The organism is Campylobacter showae CSUNSWCD (assembly GCF_000313615.1).
Taxonomy (GTDB): Bacteria; Campylobacterota; Campylobacteria; order Campylobacterales; family Campylobacteraceae; genus Campylobacter_A; species Campylobacter_A showae_A.
Window position 1 is genome coordinate 202,533 of the sequence record NZ_AMZQ01000001.1, and the last position, 20,469, is coordinate 223,001.

Below are 20,469 nucleotides of genomic sequence, written 5' to 3' on the forward strand. Positions count from 1 at the left end.
ATCTTTAAAGGATTTCTCATGCAAAGCTTGCTTTTTTCGCCGCTAAAAATCGGTGATCTGCAGATCAAAAACCGCATCGTGATGCCGCCGATGTGCATGTATAAGGCTAAAAACGAGAACGGCTGTCCTAGATGCTTTCACCGCTTGCACTACGCCGCTCGCGCGCTAGGAGGCGTCGGGCTCATCATCGTCGAAGCTACGGCGGTCGAGCCTAGAGGCAGGATCACGAGCCGCGATCTGGGGCTATGGAACGACGAGCAGCTAGAGGCACACGCCAGACTCGTCAAAGAGTGCATCAAATACGGCGCCGTAATGGCCGTCCAGCTCGCGCATGCCGGCAGAAAAAGCGAATGCGAGGATCTGATCGCGCCTAGCACGGTAAAATTTAGCGAGAGCTACAAAACGCCGAGACAGATGAGCGCGGAGGATATCGTCTCGGTCAAGCAAAGCTTCGTCCAAGCAGCAATCAGAGCCGAGCGCGCAGGATACTCCGCGACCGAGATCCACGCCGCGCACGGCTATCTCATCAGCGAATTTCTCTCGCCTGAGATCAATCTGCGAGACGACGAATATGGCGGGAGCTTTGAAAATCGCACGAGATTTTTAAAAGAAATTTTAAGCGAGGTAAAAGCCGCGGTGCAAATCCCCGTCGGCGTGCGCATAAGCGCGGATAGCTGGGTAAAAGGCGACTGGAGCCTAGAAGATAGCGTACGGCTAGCAAAAGAGCTCGAGGCTTTGGGCGCGGCGTTTATCCATGTCTCGGCGGGCGGATTTTTTGAGCATACGGATAGCGCGCCTGCGTTTACTCCGCTTTATCAAGCTGGCTATGCTAAGGCGGTAAAGCAGGCCGTTAGCATCCCAGTAATCGCGGTTGGACTCATAACAAAGGCATCCGAGGGCGAGGCGCTGCTACTAGGCGGCGTTTGCGACGCGGTGGCTTATGGCAGAGAGCTGCTGCGAAATCCAAATTTTGCGCAGGCTGCCATGAGCGAGCTAGGGTGCTCTGAGCTGATAGAAAACTCGTATAAGAGGGCGTTTAAGTAAAATTTGGCGAGATCACTCGGCGTAAATTTGAACTAGTTGCGTCGGTTAAATTTGGCGCAAATTTGATCGGTCGCTTGGGCGAGCTCTTTGATGAATTTATTCTAAATTTTGGGCTATAAATTTGGCAAATTTGGATTCCTGCAACGGCGTCAAATTTGATTTGATTGCGGCTGATTTTAGCGGTGCTAATTTATAAATATAGTGGCTTATTTTTTGATTTATTGCGTCAAATTTGTAGAATAAAAGTAGAAATTTAAGCCGCAAAAACGGCTTAAATTTACGTGAGCTTGTAGCTAACCGGGATTTTGATGGCGTAGTCGCGATCAAGCGTCGGAAAATCCGGCGCGGCGCGATTTATGAGCTCGACTGCGGCTTCGTCTAGTATGAGCTTATTGTCATAAATTAATGGAGTAAATTAACCCGCATCAAATGACTTAAATTTTACAGCTAATTCAGTGTAAAGCCAATAGGAATTGTCATGATGTAATCTCTATCTAGCTTTTCAAAATCTGGAGCTGCTCTTTTTATGGTGTCTATTGCAGCCTCGTCTAATGTATCAAAGCCTGAACTTTTTACGATTTTTATGTCGCTAACAGTTCCATCTTTTTTAAACAAAAACCTGACATGAGCTATGCCTTGATGGCGCATTTTTTGAGCTCGCTTTGGATACCTAAGATGCTTTTTAATAGCCTTTTGGTACTTATCCCTATTAAAATTACTACTTGCAGAAGGATCTGAAAAATTAATCTCTCCGACCGTTTGGGCTCCGCTAGGCGGTAAATTTGATTTTACGTTCGAGCTTGGAGTGCTACTTGGCTGTGTCGCGGGCGGCGTAGGGGTCGGCGGCGACGGCTGTGCGGGCGGTACTACCTGCGCTACTTGCGGTTCTGGCTCAGGCGTTTTAACCGGTTTTGGCGTAGGTTTAGGCTTTGGCTTTGGTTTTTCCACAGGCTTTTCTATCGGTTTTGGTTTCTCCACTGGTTTTGGTTTTTCTATCGGCTTAGGCGGCTCAACCGGTTTTGGCGGTTCTGGCGGCGTGACGACAGGTTCAGGCGGAGGAGGCGCAGGCGGTGCCGGAGGCGGCGGGGCAGGCGGGGTAGGTGCCGGCGGGAGCGGAGCTGCTGGCGGCGTAAAAGTATTTAGCGCTATCTTAACGCTTTTTTCTTCCGGCATAGGTTTTATCTCTTCGTAAAATTTGATAAAAGATCCGATGAGGATAGAGTGCAACAGGATAGAAACGCCAAGCCCCGTAAAGCTGGCGCGTCTATTCAGTTGTTGTCGTGATAGCGAAGTTTTCATGATTCTTTTCTTTTAGTATGTCGATAACCTTGATAAACGAGTCGAATTTACTCTCTTTATCGCTTTTGAGTTCTATTAACGTTTCGTTTTTTATCTCGTTTAGCTTTTCTTTTAAATTTTCCTCGGCGATTTTCTCTTCGCCTATAAAAAATTCATTATCTTTATTAATTAAAACGGCGATTTTGTCTTTTTCGTCTTGCTTTTTTTCCGCGCTCTCGCTGTTTGGCAGGTCGATTTTGATATTGCCCTGAGCGATAAAGGTAGAGATGCTAAGCACGATAGCTAGCAAAACTAGCATAATATCTATGAGCGGGATTACGTTTAATCCCTCTTTTTTAGGCATTCTCACGTGAAGCCTTGTAGCGGTTTACTAAAACGTCCACTTTTCTCATAAACGCGTTGTAGATCATTAGCGTAGGTATCGCGACGATGAGGCCTAGCGCGGTTGCTTTTAGCGCGAGAGACAGGCCGACCATGATGCTTTTAGTATCGATGCCACCGCTCATACCCATGTCGTAAAAGGTTACCATGATGCCCGCAACCGTACCCAAAAGCCCGATATATGGCGCATTTGAATAAACGATATAAAGCGTTGTTAAATTTCTGGTTACGCTCTCTTCAAAGTCGTCTTGATTCTTATAATTTTCAAATTTAACGTTTGCGTAAAAGATCAAGCGCTCTATCGTAAGCCACACTACCGTAAAACTCATAAGCCCTAAAATACCGATGATAACGTAATCGACGTTGTGTTTGAGAAATTCCATTTAATGCCTTCTTATAAAATTTGCGCGCCAATTATATCAGATTATGGTATTTATTGTCAATAACAAATAAGCAAGTAATATTTTAGATAAATTTATCTAAAATTTAGTCTTAAGATTATAGTATTCGTTTTCAAAATTTGAGCGGATTAAAGAAAACAAAATTTAAATGTTTTTCTAAATCGGCGCAAATTTTCATAAATTTAAAGAGGAGAAAAAATGAGTTTTAACAATGTTGCGAAGATTTCTTTCGTAGCGGCTCTAGCTATCGGCGCAAACGCCGCCGAGAATGTAACGCTAAGCGGCGTAGAGGTAAGTAGCACTAGCGGTGGCTACGGCGTAGACGACGTAAAAATAAGCACGAGAAACGCAGGCATACTAAAAGACGTTATGCGCGATATCCCGGGCGTTTACGTAGGCGGTACGAACGGCATGAATCAAAAAATTTACATGAGAGGCGTTAGCGACCGCGGTCTAAACATCACGATCGACGGCGCTAAGCAAAACGGTAATACTTTTCACCATAACGCAGACCTACTAATCGACCCTGATCTGATCAAAGCCATCGACGTTGAGGTCGGCTCGCGCTCTGTAGTAAACGGCGCCGGAGCTCTTGGAGGCTCGGTGGCTTTTAGGACGGTGGACGCTAGAGACCTGCTAGATGACGGCGAAATCATCGGCGCTAAAATCAAAACGGGCTACGCCTCAAACAACGACGAATTTTCGCAAGGGCTAATGGTCTTTACCGCGCCCGTCGAGGGGCTTGACTTTTTAGCCGCGATAAATCACAAAGGTTACGACTACGGCAAGAGCGGCAACGGTAAGAAAATAGGCGGCGACGGCAATGACCTTAGCTATCTTTTTAAGCTTGGATATAGCTTTTTAGACGCACACAGGATATCGCTCTCTCACGAACACAACCACTACAAGGGACTTTATCCGTTGAGAGCGGAGTTTGGCAGCTGGCATAGCGGAGGTAATGCCGACGCTAATCGCAAATACGAGCGCGATACGACGACGTTAAAGTACGAATTTACGCCGAGCGAGCTGCTGAACCTCGATGTAACGGCCTATCATACGAAACATCAGAGGATCGACGATAGCAAATGGGGTGTAAAAACTAGAGGCCTAAGCGCGAAAGCAAAAACAGTGGTAGAAACAGGCGACGTGACGCAGACGCTAAGATACGGCGCGGAGTACTACCATAGCGAAAACTTCAATAAACCGCAAAACAACCGCCCCGAAAAAGTAAACAACTACTCGTTTTACTTAGAGGATGCGATCAAATTTGCAGGCCTAACTGTGACTCCTGGCATCAGATACGAGCGTCACGAGTTAAAGACCTATAACGGCACGGGCGCAAATATCGGCGGATACAAATACAAATTTGACGAATTTACGCCCGCTCTCGCGCTTGATTACGAGTTTATGAAGGGGCTTGGAGTATTTGCCAGCTACGCTAAAGTGTTTAGAGGACCGGATGTTATGGAGTCTATGCTAGCTAGCGGCGCTAGTAGGGGTACGGCGCTAGGATACAGAGCAAACCCTGATCTAAAGGCCACTACTGGCGATAGCTACGAGATCGGCGGACGCTACAAGGGCGAGTTTAGCGAAACGGGACACGTTAGCTTCGTAGCTAAATACTTTAAAACCAAATACAAAAATCTAATCGTAGATAATAACGCAGCAGGCGGGCGTATAAATCCGGTGCTTTATAGGATCAACGCAGGCGGCGCGGATATCGACGGCGTCGAGCTTTTAGCGAGGTTAAACCTCGATGCGCTAAGCTTAGGTGCTAGCTACACTCATCAAAAAGTAAGATACAAAGACCGCGTGAGTAACGGCAGCGGCGGCTACTACACGTCAAATATCATCGGCTACCGCGACCAAGGCGACAAATACACCTTTAACGCCGAGTATTCGATAAACGCTATCGATACGCTTGTGGGCTATAATCTTATTTATTTTGCCTCAAAAGACACGACGAGCGCTGGCAACGACGCTGCCGTACATATCCCGAGCTACGCCGTGAGCGACATCTATCTCACTTATGCGCCAAGCGGCGGTAAATTTAAAGGACTTGAGATAAACGCAGGCGTTTATAACGTATTTAACAAAGCCTACGTCTCGCACTCTCAAAGAATGGCCCAGTACACGGGCGATGCGAACGCAATCGACTGGGAGCCGGGCAGAAACTTTAAGGTGAACGTCTCTTATAAATTTTAATTTCTATTCTAAACTTACGCTTCCGGGGGCTTAAATTTAAGCCCCTTTTTTCTATCTTTTATAAAATTTATTCAAATTTAGCTTTGTTTATTTTTGCTATTTGCGTGAGGAAGGTTGCTTTGTAAAATCCGCTCAAATTTAACCTGTTTTTGGCGGAGCGAATAAAATTTGGCTACGGAACATCAAGAATAAAACCTAAATTTGAGCGGTTAAATTTGCGAGCGTTTGGCGTCAAATTTGACGGACGGTTTTTGGTTTTTATATTTTCAAGATGCTGGTATTGGGAGGTAAATTTTGGGGCAAATTTGAAGTTAAATTTGCTACGGTCAAATTTAAAAAGGCGAGCCGAATTTGACTCGCCGTAGTAAATTTAACGCCGAATTTAAATGCGTTAAATTTACAGTTTTTATTATCGCTTTCTGCCCATTCTTTTTAGATTGTCGCATGCAGACGTGTCGCCGCTAAAGCACGCCGAGCGATAGATGCTTCTAGCTTTTGTTTCATCCTGCGCCACGCCTAGTCCGTGTTCGTAGAGGACCGCAGTGTTTGTGCAGCACGGTACGTCGCCTAGTTTGCAGCCTCTATCGTAGGCCGACATGGCGTTTGCATAGTCCGGTTCTTTGCCGTCGATTGCCGAGCGATAAAATTCGCCTAAGTAGTAGCAAGAGTACGCCCCGCCGTTCGTGCATGAGGCGCTATAGATTTCAAGTGCTTTGTTTGCGTCTTTGCTTACGCCAAGGCCGGTTTGGTACATGTTGGCGAGGTTTGTGCAGGCGGCTTGATAGTTGTTTTTGCACGCTCTTTCATAGTATTTTAGAGCGGTTTTATGATCTTGCAAATTTTGATAACTGATGGCAAGATCGTTGCACGCGGAGTAGTTGCCGCTTTCGCATTTGGGTTTTAGTACTTCTATGGCGCGTTTGTTAAAATCATAGTCCGGGTTGTCGCTAGGGCCGCCGCTTGAAGCTGCGCATCCTACGAATAAAAACCCGATAAAGGCAAGAAGTAAATTTCTCATTTTCATCCTTTCCGTAGTTTTAAAATTGTCCAAAGAGGTCGTTTAACGCTTCGCTGATGCTAGGATGGGTGAAAATCTGATTTTTAAAGAAATCAGCACCCGCGCCTAGAGCCATTGCGATGGCGATTTCGTTGATAAGCTCGTTTGCATAAACGCAGTGAAATGCCGCGCCTAAAATTTTGCCGCTTTTTGCGTCCACGATCGCTTTTAAAAATCCGGTTTCGTTGCCGACTACCTTTGCGCCGGGAACTGCTGCTAGCGGGAGTTTTAGGACTTTAAAGTCTAAATTTTGCGTCGCGGCCCGTTTTTCGCTTAGCCCGATGCTAGCTAGCGGAGTCTCGGTAAAAAGCGTGCTGGCGTGAGGAGAGCGGTTTAGAGTGCTGCGTTTGCCAGCGCCAAAAAGCTTGTCAAAGACGATACGAAAATCATCTAGACTCGTATAGGTAAAAAGCTCACCACCGCGAACGTCGCCTACTGCATAGATATGCGGCTGGTCGGTTTGCAAAAACTCGTTTACGAGCACGTTTCCTTTGGCGTCGGTTTGTACGCCCGCCGCGCTTAAATTTAGCTCCGCAGTCGCCGCTACTCGTCCGGTCGCTAGTAAAAACGCGTCCGCTTCAAGGCATTTTGTTTCACCGTTTTGAGTAAAAATCAGCGCGCAATCTTTTAAATTTTTAACTTCGCAACCCTCTAAAATTTCGATCCCTTGCGTTTGTAGTAGCGCCTTTACGCTCTCTCTCACGTCATCGTCCTCGTTTTTTAGTACGCCCGAGCGAGCTACGATAGTGACTTTTGAGCCAAACTCGGCAAACATCGAGGCAAACTCAAGCCCGATGTATCCGCCGCCTACGACTACTAGGTGCTTTGGAAGCGTTTTTAGATTTAAAATCCCCGTGCTGTCGTAAGCCAAATTTGAACTAACCTCAAAGCTAGGTTTTTCGTTAACGGAGCCTGTATTTATAACGATAGTCGGCGCGGTAAGTAGGCTTTTTGAGCCGTCTGCGGCCGCGACTTCGACGCTATTTTTATCTACAAATTTAGCCGTACCGTTTATCACGTCAATGTTTGCATTATCATCAAGCATCGCGAAATTTTTGGCTCTAAGCGCGGAGATTAGCTTGTCTTTCTTTTCGACGCTAAGCGTGAAATACTCGCCTGCGACGTTATTGTTGACGTATTTTGCCTCTTTGCTTAAATTTACTAGTTTTTTAGTCGGAATGCAGCCGACGTTTATGCACGTACCGCCATACATCTGCGCCGATTTTTCGATCACGGCAACTTTTTTACCTAAATTTGCGGCTTTTACGGCGAGGGTTTTGCCGGCCTTGCCAAAGCCGATGATGATGATATCGTAGTTTTTCATATGTTTTTTCCTAGTATGTAGTGCGTAGTTTCATTCACTTTTTTTATGTTTATCTTGTTTTTTTCAGCCCAGTTTTCGATCACGTTTAGCGCACCGGGCATTTTGCCCGCGTTTTTTATCTTAAACACGTCCTCGCTGCCACTCATCGCGACAAAGCTACCAAGCGGTTTTAGGTGGTCGTTTAGCGTGACGATGCTGCTTAAATTTAACCCGTCGCAGTTGTTTAGGATGCGTTTAACTTGCGCGGTGGTTGCGTCGTTTTCGTTGTAGCCTAGTTGGTTTAAGAGAGCTGAAATTTCCATATTTTTCCTTTCTAGTTTATGCTTTTTTGGCTTACTAAAACGCCCTCGATGAGCTTTTTTATGTCGCCGTCTAGTATCGCGTCGGTTTGGCTATACGCCTCGCCGCTGCGGTTGTCTTTAACCTGCTGATACGGGAAAAGCACGTATGAGCGGATCTGGTGACCCCAGCCGATCTCGCTTTTTTCGATGCTGCCCGCGGCTTCTTGCTGTTTCATTAGCTCTAGCTCATACAGGCGCGATTTTAGCATTTTCATCGCTGTGGCTTTGTTTTTGTGCTGGCTGCGGTCGTTTTGACACTGCACGACGATGCCAGTAGGCGCGTGAGTGATGCGTACGGCAGACTCTGTTTTATTTACGTGCTGACCGCCTGCTCCGCCTGCACGGTAGGTATCGATTTTTAGGTCTTTTTCGTCGATTTCTATCTCGATATCGTCATCGATCTCCGGGCTTACCATCACGCTGGTAAAGCTAGTATGGCGGCGGCCCGCGCTATCAAACGGACTGGTTCGCACTAAGCGGTGGATACCGTTTTCAGCCTTTAGATAACCGTAGGCGTTTACGCCTTTAACGATAAAGCTAACGTCCTTTAGCCCGGCTTCTTCGCCCTCTTGGAAGTCTAGAGTTTCGACCTTAAAACCTTCTCTTTCGCAAAAGCGCAGGTACATGCGGTATAGCATACTCGCCCAGTCGTTGCTCTCAGTGCCGCCAGCGCCCGGGTGGATGGTGACGATAGCGTTTTTGCCGTCGTCCTCGCCGCTAAGCAGCATAGAAATTTCTAAATTTACTATCTTATCCTCTAACTCGCCAGCCTCGGCAAATAGCGAATTTATCGTCTCTTCGTCGTTTTCAGAGTTTGCCAGCTCGTATAGATCCTTTGCGTCGTCTACGGCGCTTTTAGCGTTTAGGAAGTTATTTAAGATGTTTGAAATTTTAGTTTTTTCCTTGCCGATTGCGCCCGCTTTTGCGATGTCTTGCCAGAAATTTTGATCGTTTTCCATCTCCTCGATCTCTTTTAGGCGAGCTTTGATGCTCTCGGGTTTTACGACGCCAGCTATATTTTCTACTTTTGTGTTTAGTGTTTTTAGGAGTTCAGTGTATTCGTAATTATCCAAAATTTAAGACCTTTTTTGTGCTTTTTGGCGTGATTATAACATATTTGTAAGAGTAAAGATAAAATTTGATATAATCGCGCGTTAAAATAAAACACAAAGAAGAGAAAATGCAAATTTTAAGAACAGCAGAACAGCTGCGAGATTTCGTCGCGGCAAATCCCGAAAATATCGGCTTTGTACCCACGATGGGCGCGCTTCACGACGGACACGCTAGTCTCATAAAAAAGTGCGTAGCGCAGAACAAAACCGCGATCGTTTCGACCTTCGTAAACCCGACGCAGTTTTTAGCCGGCGAGGACTTTGAGAGCTATCCAAAAAACGAACAAAACGACGCTAAAATTTGCGAGGAGCTAGGCGTGCACGCGATGTTTGCGCCTGAGGCTAGGGAGCTGTATTTTGATACCGAGCCGCTAATCAGCGCGCCTGAAAATTTAGCAAGCGTGCTTGAGGGCAAGACTCGCCCTGGACACTTTGACGGCGTGCTTCGCGTGCTAAATAAGCTCTTTAATCTAACAAACGCAAAGCGCGTCTATATGGGCAAAAAGGACGCGCAGCAGCTGCTCATCGTGCGTAATTTCGTAAAGACCTGTTTTTTAAATTTAGAGATCGTGCCTTGCGAGATCGTTCGCGCGCGAGACGGACTGGCGCTTAGCTCACGAAACGCCTACCTAGACGAGGGGCAAAAGCTAGAGGCGCTTAAGCTTTCGCATTCGCTTAAAAAAGCCTCAAATTTGATCGCGGCTGGCGAACTAAGCGCACAAACGATAAAAGGCGAGATGCTACAAACTCTAGAGCCGCTAAACGTCGATTATGTCGCGATCGTGGATAGAAATTTAAACGAGATCTCGCTAATAGAGCCGGACAACACCATCATCCTAGTCGCCGCGTATGTAGGCAAAACGCGTCTGATCGACAATCTGTGGGTATAAGATGGGCAAACTTCACTTAGTATCATTAGGCTGTAACAAAAATCTGGTGGACTCCGAGATCATGCTCGGACGCCTGCAAAACTACGAGATCACGCCAGATGTCGCCTCTGCTGATGTCATCATCGTAAACACCTGCGGCTTTATAAACTCGGCGAAAGAGGAGAGTATCCGCGCGATCCTGGATATGCACGAATCGCGCAAAAAAGGCTCCTTGCTCGTGGTCACAGGCTGCCTCATGCAGCGCTACCGCGAGGAGCTGATGAAGGAGCTACCGGAGGTCGATCTTTTTACCGGCGTCGGAGACTACGACAAGATCGATGAAATCATCCTAAAAAAGCAAAATTTATTTAGCCCGGACACCTACCTGCAAGCAAGCGAAGAGCGCGTGATAACGGGCTCAAACTACCATGCCTACATCAAAATTTCAGAAGGCTGTAATCAAAAATGCAGCTTCTGCGCGATCCCAACCTTTAAGGGCAAGCTAAAATCCCGCGCGCTGGAAAATATCGTAGATGAGGTGCAAAAGCTCGTAAAAAAGGGCTACTACGACTTTAGCTTCCTCTCGCAAGACAGCAGCTCGTATATGCGCGATCACGCTGTTAGCGACGGGCTCATCTCGCTCATTGACGCGGTCGAAAAGATCGAGGGCGTCAAAACCGCACGCATACTTTATCTCTACCCGAGCACCACCTCAAACGCGCTAGTGGAGCGTATCATCGCTTCGCCGGTGTTTGCGAACTACTTTGATATGCCGATCCAGCATGCAAGCGATAAAATGCTAAAAATCATGAGGCGTGGAAGCGGCGCGGCGCGGATCAAAGAGCTTTTAAATTTGATGAAAAAGGCACCCGGTGCATTTTTACGAACGGGCGTCATAGTCGGGCACCCGGGCGAGGGCGAAGCAGAATTTGACGAGCTTTGTGCGTTTTTGCAGGAGTTTAAATTTGACCGCATTTCGGCGTTTGCTTATTCGAAAGAGGAGGACACGCTCTCGTACGAGATGGAGCAGGTGCCCGCCAAAATCATCTCAAAGCGCCTAAGCAAGATCGAAAAGATCACTCGTGTCGCGATAGAAGCGAGCTTTGCGCAGGAGCTGGGCAAGAAATTTATCGTATCGCTCGAGGGCGAAAGCAGCGAGGGCGAGATGTTTTATGCCGCGAAAAAGGCGCTATGGGATAAGGACATCGACGGCGAAATTTTGATCAACGAAAGCGACGTGGAGCAGCTAGAAATCGGCGGTCGCTACTGGTGCGAGATCACGCAGGTAGCGGGCAGCCAGGCGCTGGGCAAGATCACGGCAAAGGCCTAAAGTGCTAAGTGCGCCCGTTTTGCATAAGCTAAAATCGGGGCGAAATCTGCTTGCATTTTCGCACGGCGTCGATAGCACGGCGCTTTTTTACCTCTTAGACGAGGCTGGCGTGAAATTTGACCTTGCGATCGTGGACTACAACGTCCGCGCGCAGAGCAAGGACGAAGTCGCCTCGGCACGAGATCTAGCGGCTAAATTTAACAAACAAATCTATGTAAAAAGCGTGCAGCTGGGTGAGTCAAATTTTGAACACGAGGCGCGCGCGGCTAGATACGAGTTTTTTGGCCAAATTTGCCGCGAGCGCGGATATGAAAATTTGATCTTAGCGCATCAGTTTGACGATAAATTCGAGTGGTTTTTGATGCAGCTTGGGCGGGGTGCTGGGCTTAGCGAGCTGCTAGGTATGCAAGAGCTAGAAGCTCGCGAGGACTACGTGATCGCTCGTCCGCTTTTAGGCGTACGAAAGTGCGAGCTGGAGCGGTTTTTGCGTGAGCGAAATCTTAAATACTTCACCGACGAGACAAATTTAACGGGCCGGTTTAAACGAGGCTTTATTCGCGCTAAATTTAGCGAGCCGTTTTTAAACGAGTACTTTAGCGGCGTGAAAAAAAGCTTTGAGTTTTTGGCGGCCGATGCGTTAAATTTGGCCCCTGAGATTTCTAATCCATCTCCAAAAATTTACCTCGTAAAACGCGGCCGGGGCGAGATTCGCGGCGTAGATCAGGCGTGCAAGCGGCTAGGACTCGTGCTAAGCTCGGCGCAGCGAAACGAATGCGCTCGCTGCCTAGAAAATGGCACGGGCTGCGTGCTCGGCGGCAAGGTTGCCGTGGGTGCGGGCAAATATTTTATTTTCGTAACGCCATATATCAAAGCGGCTATGGAAAAGAAATTTAAAGAAGCGTGCAGGCAGCTCGCCATCCCGCCGATAAACCGCGGATTTTTATTTTCCGCGGGCGCGGATCTGTCTAAATTTAAAGAGTTTTTGTAGGCTTTGGCTTATAATCGCTACTAAAATGGCTAAAATTTAAGATCAAAAATAAAGCGAACTCGATTTTAAATGCGTTTTTCTTTGCCGCCTTTATACAAAAACTCGCGCATCAAAATCTAAATTTGCCATAAATTAGAACCTGATTGTAAACGAATCAAAAGAGTGATTAAATTTGGTGATTTGGTGCGGTTAAATCTAGTCGAATTTGCGTACGCGTTTTTAAAATCGATCGGCGTGAGTTTTGTTGGCTCTAAAACTTCTATTTTTGTAAGTTAACTTTTGCCGCTTTGTCAAGACGCCTAGTCAAAATAGCAGTCGTTGAGTCGGCAGTGTTGCTAAATTTGAGTATTTTTTTATCTTTATTTAAATTTCAAAGATTATACAAAGAAGCCGAGATAAAAACTAAGACTTATCTTAAGCTGTAAATTTTGACGCCAAAGGTCGCGTCGATTTTTTCGGCATCCTTGCGCATTTTGATCGGAAAGTCGATTTTTACGATATTTTCATAGCTTTGAAGTGCATCTATAAACTCATAAAATTTAGTAGGCGTTTTCATGGAGCCGGTTACGGTTAGTCCGTAGATAGAGATTTCGCCGTTTTTTACAGCCTCTTTTGGTTCGCTTAGATTTACGTTCATAAAGTACTTTGAGGCAAATTGAGTAAAATTCTCTACGTCAAATTTGTTTTCAAGAGCGTCTAACGCGACTTTGTCGTTTTGCTTTATCTCATTTAGGGCTTTTGATTTGGCGTCGTAGAGCCTTTGCGTTTGCGCACTTGCGGCGATTTGCATGCGACTTTCGTATTTGACCTGCTTGTACTCTTTGATGCTAGGCACTAAAAATGCAAATATCATCACTAAGCAAGCGACTATGAAAACAAGTACATAGATGAGCAGTTTTGTAATGTCGATATTTTGCAGGCTTCTATCTTTGCTCATTTTTGCCCTCGTAGTTGTCGGTTTTGTTTGTGCTGATGAAGTTTAGCCAGCCGCTATCTAGCTGATAAAAAGAGGTGTTTGACGTGCTAAAAATCGATTTTAACGGCGTTGCCAGTAGCATATTGTAAATATCGCGGCTGGGCGTAGTGCCTTTTATGATTAGCGAGTTTTTATCCATCGAGATCTCGTGTAGCGTGATGCTTGAGGGAACAAGATCGAGTAGATTACGCAGGCTTTGTTTTAAGACGGCATTTGAGGCTGCTATTTCGTTTGCGCTATCTCTTCTTTGCTTTAAAAGCGCAGTGAGCTCGTCGGCTTGCTTGATTTGCTCTTGCGTCTGCTCTTGTTTTTGTTTTGAAATTTGCGTTTCGTTTCGTAGCGAGTTGCTTTTAAACTCGACAAAGAAATTTGCTGCAGCGAAAAGTAACACGATTATAGCTATAAAAAGTAGCCAAATTTTGCTAAAAAGGTTAATAATAGGTTTTTTTTGGGGTTTTATAAAGCTATAACTAGTCATTTTCCAACTCTTTTTTCATTAACTCGGTCATTGTTTTTAGCGTATCGACCGGATAAACAGCTGTTTTTACTAAAAGTTCGTTTTCTAGATAATGTAAAAACGTAGCGCTCGTCCTCTCTGTAGCGTCGAAAATCACGACATTTTCGATAAAATCGCCGTCATATAGAGGATTTGAGTAAAATTCTTTAAGTGCTAACGATATATACCGGTACATACTCATATCGCGCCCAAATATCGATACCGAGGCGGTTACATCGGTGGATTCTGGCATATTTATATCGTAGTCGAGGTCGGCAAACTCCTCTTGGCTATCGCCGGTCTTTAACATATCGTCTAAATTTTCTAGACCGTCCATGTTGTTAAAGCTTTCGTCTACATTCGTGATAAAATCATCTATCTCGTCGCTGTTTTCTTTATCAAATTCGACATTCTCGTCGCCGTCGTCCTCATCTAGCTTACAAACCGTGGCGTATTTTGCGCCGTTACCCGATGTAATGCAGATGGCGAAAATTTCTTTGCACGCATAGATAAAAAGCGTCTTTGCGGTTGGTAAATTTAGTTTTTCGATCTCTTTTTGGATTAGTATAATAGGCGAGTAAAGCACATCAACGTCGATGTTGCCAAATTTACTCTCGGCGGCTTTAACGTCTGAAAGTTTTGCATAGATCAGCCAATTTTTAGCGGGATTTATGCAGGTTATCTCTTTTGTCTTTATGCCTAGTTTTTCGAGATTTTCGGCATTTTTAGCTTCAAACGCTCCTTGTTCGAGCGCGTCGAAAAACAGCGAAATATAAACCCATTTATACTCTTTTTGTAGATTTTTTAGATACTCTTTTATTCTGTCTGAGATTTTGCCGGACTCATCTAGGTCAAATTCATTTTTTATCGTTTTGATCGGAGTTGCACCCTTGTATGCTTCGCCGTAAAATATGCATTTTTTAGACTGGATAACGGCGCTAAGATATAAGACGCTAAAAAAACGACGTATCAGCAAAGATTTCTCCTAAAAATTACGATGCGTTATAATACCCAAAAAGCCATAAAATAGAGTTAAAACAGCTCTTTTTGTAGGGTTAAAAATTTATCTCTTATTCGTTTTGCTTCTTCTTGCAGGTCTGAGTCCGTTAAATTTGACGGCTTAAGCTCTGCATAGTCGCTCACGGCGATGTCGCACATCATGCGAATTTTGTCTAAATTTACTTTGCTTACCTTGCCTGATTTGCTGATTTTTTGGATATTTTCTAGGTAGCCGTTTGAGCGAGCGATGTAGAGGGCGTATTTTTGCGAGATTTCGCTTTGTACCATCACGGTGTGAGCTAGTTTGTTGTAGATGTCTTTATGGTAGGCTGATTTTGAGAGCTTATAGGCGGTTTCGTAATCGCCCATTTCGTAGTAAAATTTGGCTCCAAGTGCGTTCTTGTAAGACGGACTAAGCGTAACAAATGAGACAAAAATAGCCGCCAAAAGCGCTCCGATAATTAAAATAACGGTCTTTGAGCTCATTTTTCCATCTCCTTTTTTATCTGCTCTCTTGCGGCTTCTAGCTCCATGCCTATCACGCTAAAAGACGGCGAGAGGGTATAAGAAATCTCGCTAAACGGCTTTGGGATTATCATCTTATCCCAGCTTTTTAGCTGCCAAAATTTGCTCGCTTCATAGTTTAAAATTTGTATAGGCGCATTTTGCTTTTGCGCGATGACGACGGCTCCGTCGGCGACGCTGTGATAGGGGCCGCGCGGGCCGTCCGGGGTGATGATGACGTCGGTGCCGCCTTTTAGCTCTCTAAAGCTTTGCGCGAGGGCCTTTACAGCGCCTTTTGAGCTACTGCCCCTGATCGCACCGATACCGAAAAACGAAATCACGCGCGCGATAATCTCGCCGTCTTTGTGGTCGCTTATTATGACTTTGGCGCATCTTTGCGGATTTTGGCCGTTTTTCCACCAGTGAACGTAGGCAAAGCTCATCAGTGCAAGCCTGCCGTGCCAAAATAGCACGACGCAGGGCTCGTTCGTCAAATTTGTCTTAGAAAAGCTCTTTTTGCAGGTTAAAAATATAATCCAAATGAAACAATAGATAATGCGCGGGGCTAAATTTATAAAAACGCTTCGTTTAAATTCAGCCCACAAGCTCACCGTAAAGCACCATTCTTTTTGGATCGTTCACGCGCACTTTTAGCGTTTTGCCTAGCAGCTCTTCGCTACCTGCGACTTGAACGAGGAAGTTATTAAAGCTCCTGCCGGCAACGCCGCCGTTTGCGCGAAGCTCCTCAAAATATACGTCGAAAATTTTGCCTTTTTGCGCCGCAACGATTTCGTCTAAAATTTCGTTATGGCGACTTTGTAGGCGGGTTAGACGAGCGCTTGCGACGGCGTCTGGGATTTGATTAGTAAATTCTGCCGCCTTGGTCATCGGGCGAGGCGAATACTTAAAGCTAAAAATTTGCTCGAAGCGTACCTTTTCTAGCACGTCCATCGTATCCTCAAACTCCTCGTCCGTTTCACCTGGAAACGCCACGATGATGTCGGTTGAGATGCTAACCTCAGGGCACATCGCGCGCAGTCTAGCGGCTCGGTCTAAAAACCACTCTTTGGTGTAGCCGCGCTTCATCTCGCGTAGGACTTTAGTGTTTCCGCTTTGAAGCGGCATGTGCATGGATTTGCAAATTTTGGGATTTTGACTAAAGATTTCTAAAAATTTATCGTCCATATGGAGCGGATGAGGGCTAGTAAATCGTATGCGCTCGACGCCCTCGATCTCGCTGATCTTTACGAGCAGGTCGCTAAAATCGATCTTCTCGTGCGCGCCTGAAAATCTCTTACCGTAGTTGTTTACGTTTTGCCCGAGCAAGAAAATTTCCTTCGCTCCGCCCTCGGCTGCCTTTTTTACTTCGCGCAGGATTAAATTGGCCGGGATCGAGATCTCGTCGCCTCTGGTGTGCGGAACGATGCAGTAGGTGCATTTTTTATCGCAGCCGATCGAGATATTTATGTGGCTTTTATACGGAGAGCCGCGAAATTCGCCGAATGCGTACTCGCTCTCGTCGTGATTTATGTCGGTGCTGATAAATTTAGGCGTCTTAACGGCGGCTGAAATTTTACTGACGTTTCGCGCGCCGAGTACGAAATCCACGTAAGGCGCTCGTTTAAAAATTTCGCTTCCTAGGTGACTTGCCGTGCAACCGCAAACTCCGATTTTAGCGCCCGCTTTTTTTACTTTTTCAAAACCGCCGACTTCGCTAAAAAGCTTATGCACGGGCTTTTCGCGCACCGAGCAGGTGTTAATAAGGATGAGGTCGGCCTCGGAGATGTCCTGAGTGAGCTCATAGTCCTCTTTTTGCTTGAGCTCGGCGATGATGTGCTCGCTATCGCGGACATTCATCGCGCAGCCTAAAGTCTGGATAAAGAGCTTTTTTTGCGCTGCGCTCAAAGGATGTGCACCTCGTACATATAGTCGTTTTCATCGAGTCCGTATTTTACGGTGCGGTGATAGACACTAAGGCCTTTTTCCTCGAAAAATTCAACCAAAGCGATGAGTTGTTTGTGGCTGTTTTCTCTGTCGAAATAGAAAATTTGTTGCGGATCTTTTGCAAATGCCGCTTCGATTTTTTCAAGAGAGATCGTTTTTGGTTTGGCGTCAAGTTGCGTTCTAGCGAGTTTTAGCTCCATTTTTAATCCTTTGAAATCTTTAATTTAATCTGTGAATATAGCAAATTCATCATAAAAAACGCATTAAACTTCTTAAAAGTATAAAGTTTGTATAATACCCCTCTAACTCAAAAATTCCCCCAAATTTTAAATAACGGAGCAAAAATAATATGGAAAAAATAGCGGATATCATAGAATCTATCGCAAATGAAAAAGGGCTCGAAATCGAGGATGTAAAAGAGCGCGTCATAAGAGCTATTATCAATACCGCAAAGAAAATTTACGGCGAAAACTACGAATACGACGCGGTTATCGATAATGCGACCAAGACCCTTCATCTATATCAAAAAATCACCGTCGTAGAGGATGGCGACGAGCGCTTGGCCGAGGATAACGAGCACTTTCTAAGCGTAAGCGAAGCCAAAAAAGTAGACTCTGGCGTAGAGATCGGCGACGAGCTAACATACGAGCTATCTACCGACAACCTCGGCCGCACCGCCGCGCAGACACTTCACAAGGAGCTTGAGTATCACATCCAGCGCCTGATGGAGGAAAAAATCTTTCAAAAATACCAAGACATGGTCGGGCACATGGTTTTTGGCTCTGTCACGCGCGTAGATAGTGAGGAAAATACCTTCATCGAGATAGACGAGCTACGAGCCGTGATGCCGCGCAAAAACCGCATAAAAGGCGAGAAATTTAAACCTGGCGATGTCGTAAAAGCCGTCATAAAAAGCGTCTATATAGATAAATCCATGGGTATAAAGGTCGAGCTAAGCCGCACATCGCCAAAATTCCTCGAAGCTCTGCTAAAAGCCGAAGTGCCTGAGATCAAAGATGGCCTCGTATTGATCGCGGCAAGCGCTAGAATCCCGGGTGAACGCGCTAAAGTAGCACTCGTAGCAACTTCGCCAAACGTCGATCCCGTGGGTGCGACAGTGGGCACAAAGGGTGTGCGCATAAACGCCGTGACAAAAGAGCTAAACGGCGAAAATATCGACGCGATCGAGTATTCGGCAGAGCCTACGATCCTCATCACTCGCGCGATGGCACCGGCGATCATCAGCTCCGTAAAAATCGGCGAGGATAACAAAGCCGTCGTGAGCCTAGTAACCGAGCAAAAGAGTAAGGCTATCGGCAAAAGTGGCATAAATATCAGGCTAGCTAGCATGCTAACCGGTTACGAGATCGAGCTAAACGAGCTTGGCGCTAGAGGCGAGAGCAAAGATGAAAACGCAAAGGATCTAAAAGCGCTGTTTGGCGATCTGTAGCCCAATTTGAGCCTTTTGGTCGCATGCGTTTGGGGCGGTAAATTTGAGGTACGGCGTCCAGGTCAAATTTGATCTGTGTCGTCTGCTAAAATTTGCCGCTTTTTTATTTTCTATTTTTAATGCGTTAAATTTTATTCATAAATCAACAAATTTGCCACACTTTTCTCGCAAAACCCGCACCGCAAAAATAATGACGCCGAATTTACAAGACCGTCCAACTATAGAGTAAATAAATCCAATACATTTAAATATAATTTTAAAAATGTTTAAGGACGCAATATGTAAAATACTCGCAACAACCTCGCAGGATCAAAAATGAATGCAAAATCGCCGAATCAAACCAAACCCCTCAAAAAGCTACTTTTGATAGCCTTGATCGCCCTCATCGTCGGCAATGCCCTGATGTACGTAAATCAAAGGAGCGAGTGGCTCTATGACGGGCAGTCGTATCCAAAAGCAAAAGAGTGGCTGATAGGTGCAAATTTTATGATGGTGTATGGCAATTTTCTAACCAAACTCCCCTTTGTCGATGAAAAAAGCCTTATCGTCCAGCCCGTGCTTGCCCTGCAGGATTATTTCATAAAAAGATGGAAAGAAAATTTACCCGACGACGATGCGGAAAAGTACGCGGACTGGTATGTTTTTAGGCTGATGATGTATATCATGAATACATCAGGCAGCACCGTCCTATACGGCAACAACAAATATTCTTTTGAAGAGACGATAGAATTTAACGAAAAAGCCTGGGAAACTATAGAAAATATGGTGAAATTTGAGGCTAAGGATAAGATGTTTCAAAAAATCAGGCTTGCGGCTTTTAATAACTTATCGATTATTTTCACGAATAATTTTACGGCGTATTGGATAAAAAATCCTCTGTATTCTAAGCCCAAATCTAAAAACTATAGGTCGGATGAGTCTCAAGTAAACATACCAAAGATGCTTAAAGACGTCAAACAGCACGAAAGACTCATAAAGCTGCGCGAATATATAAAATATATGAACGCGCTTTACTCTTCAAAGTATCCCGAAATTTACGACAAAGCTCGCAAAGCAAAGACGGCAGAATACTTTGAAAACGAAAGAATTCACGCGATAGCAAGCCAAATTTTATACTGGCAAATACGTACAAATAGGCATGCAAACATAGACGGCTTTTGTCAAACGGATAAAAACGAGTATCTAAAAGACTACATCGAAACTAGAAAATGGTTTTTGGCAAACGAGGATGATTTGAAGGCTAAGGGGGTTAGCATAAAATCGACCGTAATAAAATCCGTGGACGACAAGATAAAAGAAGTCTGCGAGGACGTTAAATTTTAAAATGCGCCGCGAAAGCGTCAAATTTTATAAAAACGTTAGCGAGATAAATTTAAGATTAAGGCGGCGAGTAACCGCCTGATTTGAAGTTATTTATTTTTAGTGGAGCGGTACATCGGGTGCTGATAGTCGTTTCTTTCGCAACCCACAGCTAAAAATCCAAATACCAAAACAAGCACGCATAATATAACTTTTCTCATTTTCTCCCTTTTTTGAATTTCATTTTCGCGCGATTATAGCAAATTTCGCGAAATTACCAAAATTGCCGCGGCTAAATTTGGCGGAATTTAGGCGGAGCTATTTTCGTCAAATTTGTCGCCGTTCAGTGAGAGTCAAAAAGTGCGCGCGTCAAATTTGCTTGCCCGATTTTTCGCTCTTGCTCGTCTAGCGCCCGCATACGATAGATTCGCGCTCGCAGGCAAATTTATT

22 protein-coding genes are annotated in these 20,469 nt (G+C 45.3%); 8 read left to right on the forward strand and 14 right to left on the reverse strand.

The features are described 5' to 3' along the window. The first annotated feature begins 18 nt into the window (after positions 1-18). Positions 19-1,044 carry an NADH:flavin oxidoreductase/NADH oxidase gene (locus tag CSUNSWCD_RS01045; protein WP_009492767.1) on the forward strand — a complete coding sequence of 342 codons (1,026 nt, stop codon included), beginning with the start codon at positions 19-21 and terminating at the stop codon, positions 1,042-1,044. A gap of 447 nt (positions 1,045-1,491) precedes the next feature. Here CSUNSWCD_RS01045 and CSUNSWCD_RS01050 read toward each other — a convergent pair whose 3' ends face one another. Genes CSUNSWCD_RS01050 through exbB form a run of 3 tightly spaced genes read right to left on the reverse strand, consistent with a single transcriptional unit; the run spans position 1,492 to position 3,107 of the window. After that, on the reverse strand, positions 1,492-2,343 hold the full coding sequence (locus tag CSUNSWCD_RS01050; protein WP_034964043.1) for an energy transducer TonB: 852 nt from the start codon (positions 2,341-2,343) through the stop codon (positions 1,492-1,494). Further along, positions 2,309-2,686 carry a TonB system transport protein ExbD gene (exbD, locus tag CSUNSWCD_RS01055; RefSeq protein WP_009492770.1) on the reverse strand — a complete coding sequence of 126 codons (378 nt, stop codon included), beginning with the start codon at positions 2,684-2,686 and terminating at the stop codon, positions 2,309-2,311. The genes CSUNSWCD_RS01050 and exbD overlap by 35 nt, the downstream gene beginning before the upstream one ends. Continuing rightward, entirely contained in the window at positions 2,679-3,107 is a 429-nt protein-coding gene (gene exbB / locus CSUNSWCD_RS01060; protein WP_002950017.1) for a TonB-system energizer ExbB, read from the reverse strand. The genes exbD and exbB overlap by 8 nt, the downstream gene beginning before the upstream one ends. A gap of 216 nt (positions 3,108-3,323) precedes the next feature. Here exbB and CSUNSWCD_RS01065 point away from each other — a divergent pair, with 216 nt between their 5' ends. Together CSUNSWCD_RS01065 and CSUNSWCD_RS01070 are read left to right on the forward strand one after the other, a co-directional pair. Then, positions 3,324-5,330, forward strand: coding sequence for a TonB-dependent receptor domain-containing protein (locus CSUNSWCD_RS01065; protein WP_009492771.1), 2,007 nt, complete (start codon positions 3,324-3,326; stop codon positions 5,328-5,330). Positions 5,331-5,479: 149 nt separating this feature from the next. Further along, positions 5,480-5,695: a hypothetical protein gene (locus CSUNSWCD_RS01070; RefSeq protein WP_009492772.1), complete on the forward strand. Its 216-nt coding sequence runs from the start codon at positions 5,480-5,482 to the stop codon at positions 5,693-5,695. Positions 5,696-5,739: 44 nt separating this feature from the next. Here the strand turns inward: CSUNSWCD_RS01070 and CSUNSWCD_RS01075 are convergent, their stop codons facing one another. The 4 genes from CSUNSWCD_RS01075 to prfB are packed head-to-tail and all read right to left on the reverse strand — an operon-like array spanning position 5,740 to position 9,125. Continuing rightward, entirely contained in the window at positions 5,740-6,348 is a 609-nt protein-coding gene (locus CSUNSWCD_RS01075; protein WP_009492773.1) for a tetratricopeptide repeat protein, read from the reverse strand. A 19-nt stretch (positions 6,349-6,367) separates the two neighbouring features. After that, positions 6,368-7,711: an FAD-dependent oxidoreductase gene (locus CSUNSWCD_RS01080; RefSeq protein ID WP_009492774.1), complete on the reverse strand. Its 1,344-nt coding sequence runs from the start codon at positions 7,709-7,711 to the stop codon at positions 6,368-6,370. Beyond that, entirely contained in the window at positions 7,708-8,013 is a 306-nt protein-coding gene (locus CSUNSWCD_RS01085) for a hypothetical protein (protein WP_009492775.1), read from the reverse strand. The genes CSUNSWCD_RS01080 and CSUNSWCD_RS01085 overlap by 4 nt, the downstream gene beginning before the upstream one ends. An 11-nt stretch (positions 8,014-8,024) precedes the next feature. After that, on the reverse strand, positions 8,025-9,125 hold the full coding sequence (prfB, locus tag CSUNSWCD_RS01090; RefSeq protein ID WP_009492776.1) for a peptide chain release factor 2: 1,101 nt from the start codon (positions 9,123-9,125) through the stop codon (positions 8,025-8,027). A 107-nt stretch (positions 9,126-9,232) separates the two neighbouring features. Here prfB and panC point away from each other — a divergent pair, with 107 nt between their 5' ends. From panC to tilS, 3 genes are read left to right on the forward strand one after another with little or no spacing between them, the layout of a single operon-like run. Beyond that, complete coding sequence (gene panC, locus CSUNSWCD_RS01095) at positions 9,233-10,054, forward strand: pantoate--beta-alanine ligase (RefSeq protein WP_009492777.1); 822 nt, start codon at positions 9,233-9,235, stop codon at positions 10,052-10,054. 1 nt (position 10,055) lies between these two features. Next, the gene (rimO, locus tag CSUNSWCD_RS01100) at positions 10,056-11,363 is read left to right on the forward strand and encodes a 30S ribosomal protein S12 methylthiotransferase RimO (protein WP_034964045.1); all 1,308 of its coding nucleotides are present in this window, start codon (positions 10,056-10,058) and stop codon (positions 11,361-11,363) included. Between the two features lies 1 nt (position 11,364). After that, positions 11,365-12,351 carry a tRNA lysidine(34) synthetase TilS gene (gene tilS, locus CSUNSWCD_RS01105; RefSeq protein WP_009492779.1) on the forward strand — a complete coding sequence of 329 codons (987 nt, stop codon included), beginning with the start codon at positions 11,365-11,367 and terminating at the stop codon, positions 12,349-12,351. Positions 12,352-12,760: 409 nt separating this feature from the next. Here tilS and CSUNSWCD_RS11370 read toward each other — a convergent pair whose 3' ends face one another. Genes CSUNSWCD_RS11370 through CSUNSWCD_RS01140 form a run of 7 tightly spaced genes read right to left on the reverse strand, consistent with a single transcriptional unit; the run spans position 12,761 to position 17,470 of the window. Then, positions 12,761-13,288 carry a hypothetical protein gene (locus CSUNSWCD_RS11370; RefSeq protein WP_009492781.1) on the reverse strand — a complete coding sequence of 176 codons (528 nt, stop codon included), beginning with the start codon at positions 13,286-13,288 and terminating at the stop codon, positions 12,761-12,763. Further along, positions 13,275-13,805, reverse strand: a complete 531-nt coding sequence (locus CSUNSWCD_RS01115; protein ID WP_009492782.1) for a hypothetical protein — start codon at positions 13,803-13,805, stop codon at positions 13,275-13,277. Before CSUNSWCD_RS01115 ends, CSUNSWCD_RS11370 begins: the two co-directional genes overlap by 14 nt. After that, positions 13,798-14,799 carry a hypothetical protein gene (locus tag CSUNSWCD_RS01120; protein ID WP_009492783.1) on the reverse strand — a complete coding sequence of 334 codons (1,002 nt, stop codon included), beginning with the start codon at positions 14,797-14,799 and terminating at the stop codon, positions 13,798-13,800. The genes CSUNSWCD_RS01115 and CSUNSWCD_RS01120 overlap by 8 nt, the downstream gene beginning before the upstream one ends. 56 nt (positions 14,800-14,855) lie before the next feature. Then, positions 14,856-15,308 carry a hypothetical protein gene (locus CSUNSWCD_RS01125; protein ID WP_009492784.1) on the reverse strand — a complete coding sequence of 151 codons (453 nt, stop codon included), beginning with the start codon at positions 15,306-15,308 and terminating at the stop codon, positions 14,856-14,858. After that, on the reverse strand, positions 15,305-15,931 hold the full coding sequence (locus CSUNSWCD_RS01130) for a lysophospholipid acyltransferase family protein (RefSeq protein ID WP_009492785.1): 627 nt from the start codon (positions 15,929-15,931) through the stop codon (positions 15,305-15,307). The genes CSUNSWCD_RS01125 and CSUNSWCD_RS01130 overlap by 4 nt, the downstream gene beginning before the upstream one ends. Continuing rightward, the gene (gene miaB / locus CSUNSWCD_RS01135; RefSeq protein ID WP_009492786.1) at positions 15,921-17,231 is read right to left on the reverse strand and encodes a tRNA (N6-isopentenyl adenosine(37)-C2)-methylthiotransferase MiaB; all 1,311 of its coding nucleotides are present in this window, start codon (positions 17,229-17,231) and stop codon (positions 15,921-15,923) included. Before miaB ends, CSUNSWCD_RS01130 begins: the two co-directional genes overlap by 11 nt. Beyond that, positions 17,228-17,470, reverse strand: a complete 243-nt coding sequence (locus CSUNSWCD_RS01140; protein WP_002949978.1) for an HP0268 family nuclease — start codon at positions 17,468-17,470, stop codon at positions 17,228-17,230. Before CSUNSWCD_RS01140 ends, miaB begins: the two co-directional genes overlap by 4 nt. Before the next feature lie 149 nt (positions 17,471-17,619). Between CSUNSWCD_RS01140 and nusA the strand changes: the two genes are divergently transcribed. Continuing rightward, positions 17,620-18,720, forward strand: coding sequence for a transcription termination factor NusA (nusA, locus tag CSUNSWCD_RS01145; RefSeq protein WP_009492787.1), 1,101 nt, complete (start codon positions 17,620-17,622; stop codon positions 18,718-18,720). A gap of 315 nt (positions 18,721-19,035) precedes the next feature. Continuing rightward, positions 19,036-20,043 (forward strand): hypothetical protein, encoded by a 1,008-nt coding sequence (locus CSUNSWCD_RS01150; protein ID WP_009492789.1) that lies wholly within the window; start codon positions 19,036-19,038, stop codon positions 20,041-20,043. Positions 20,044-20,469 lie beyond the last annotated feature (426 nt).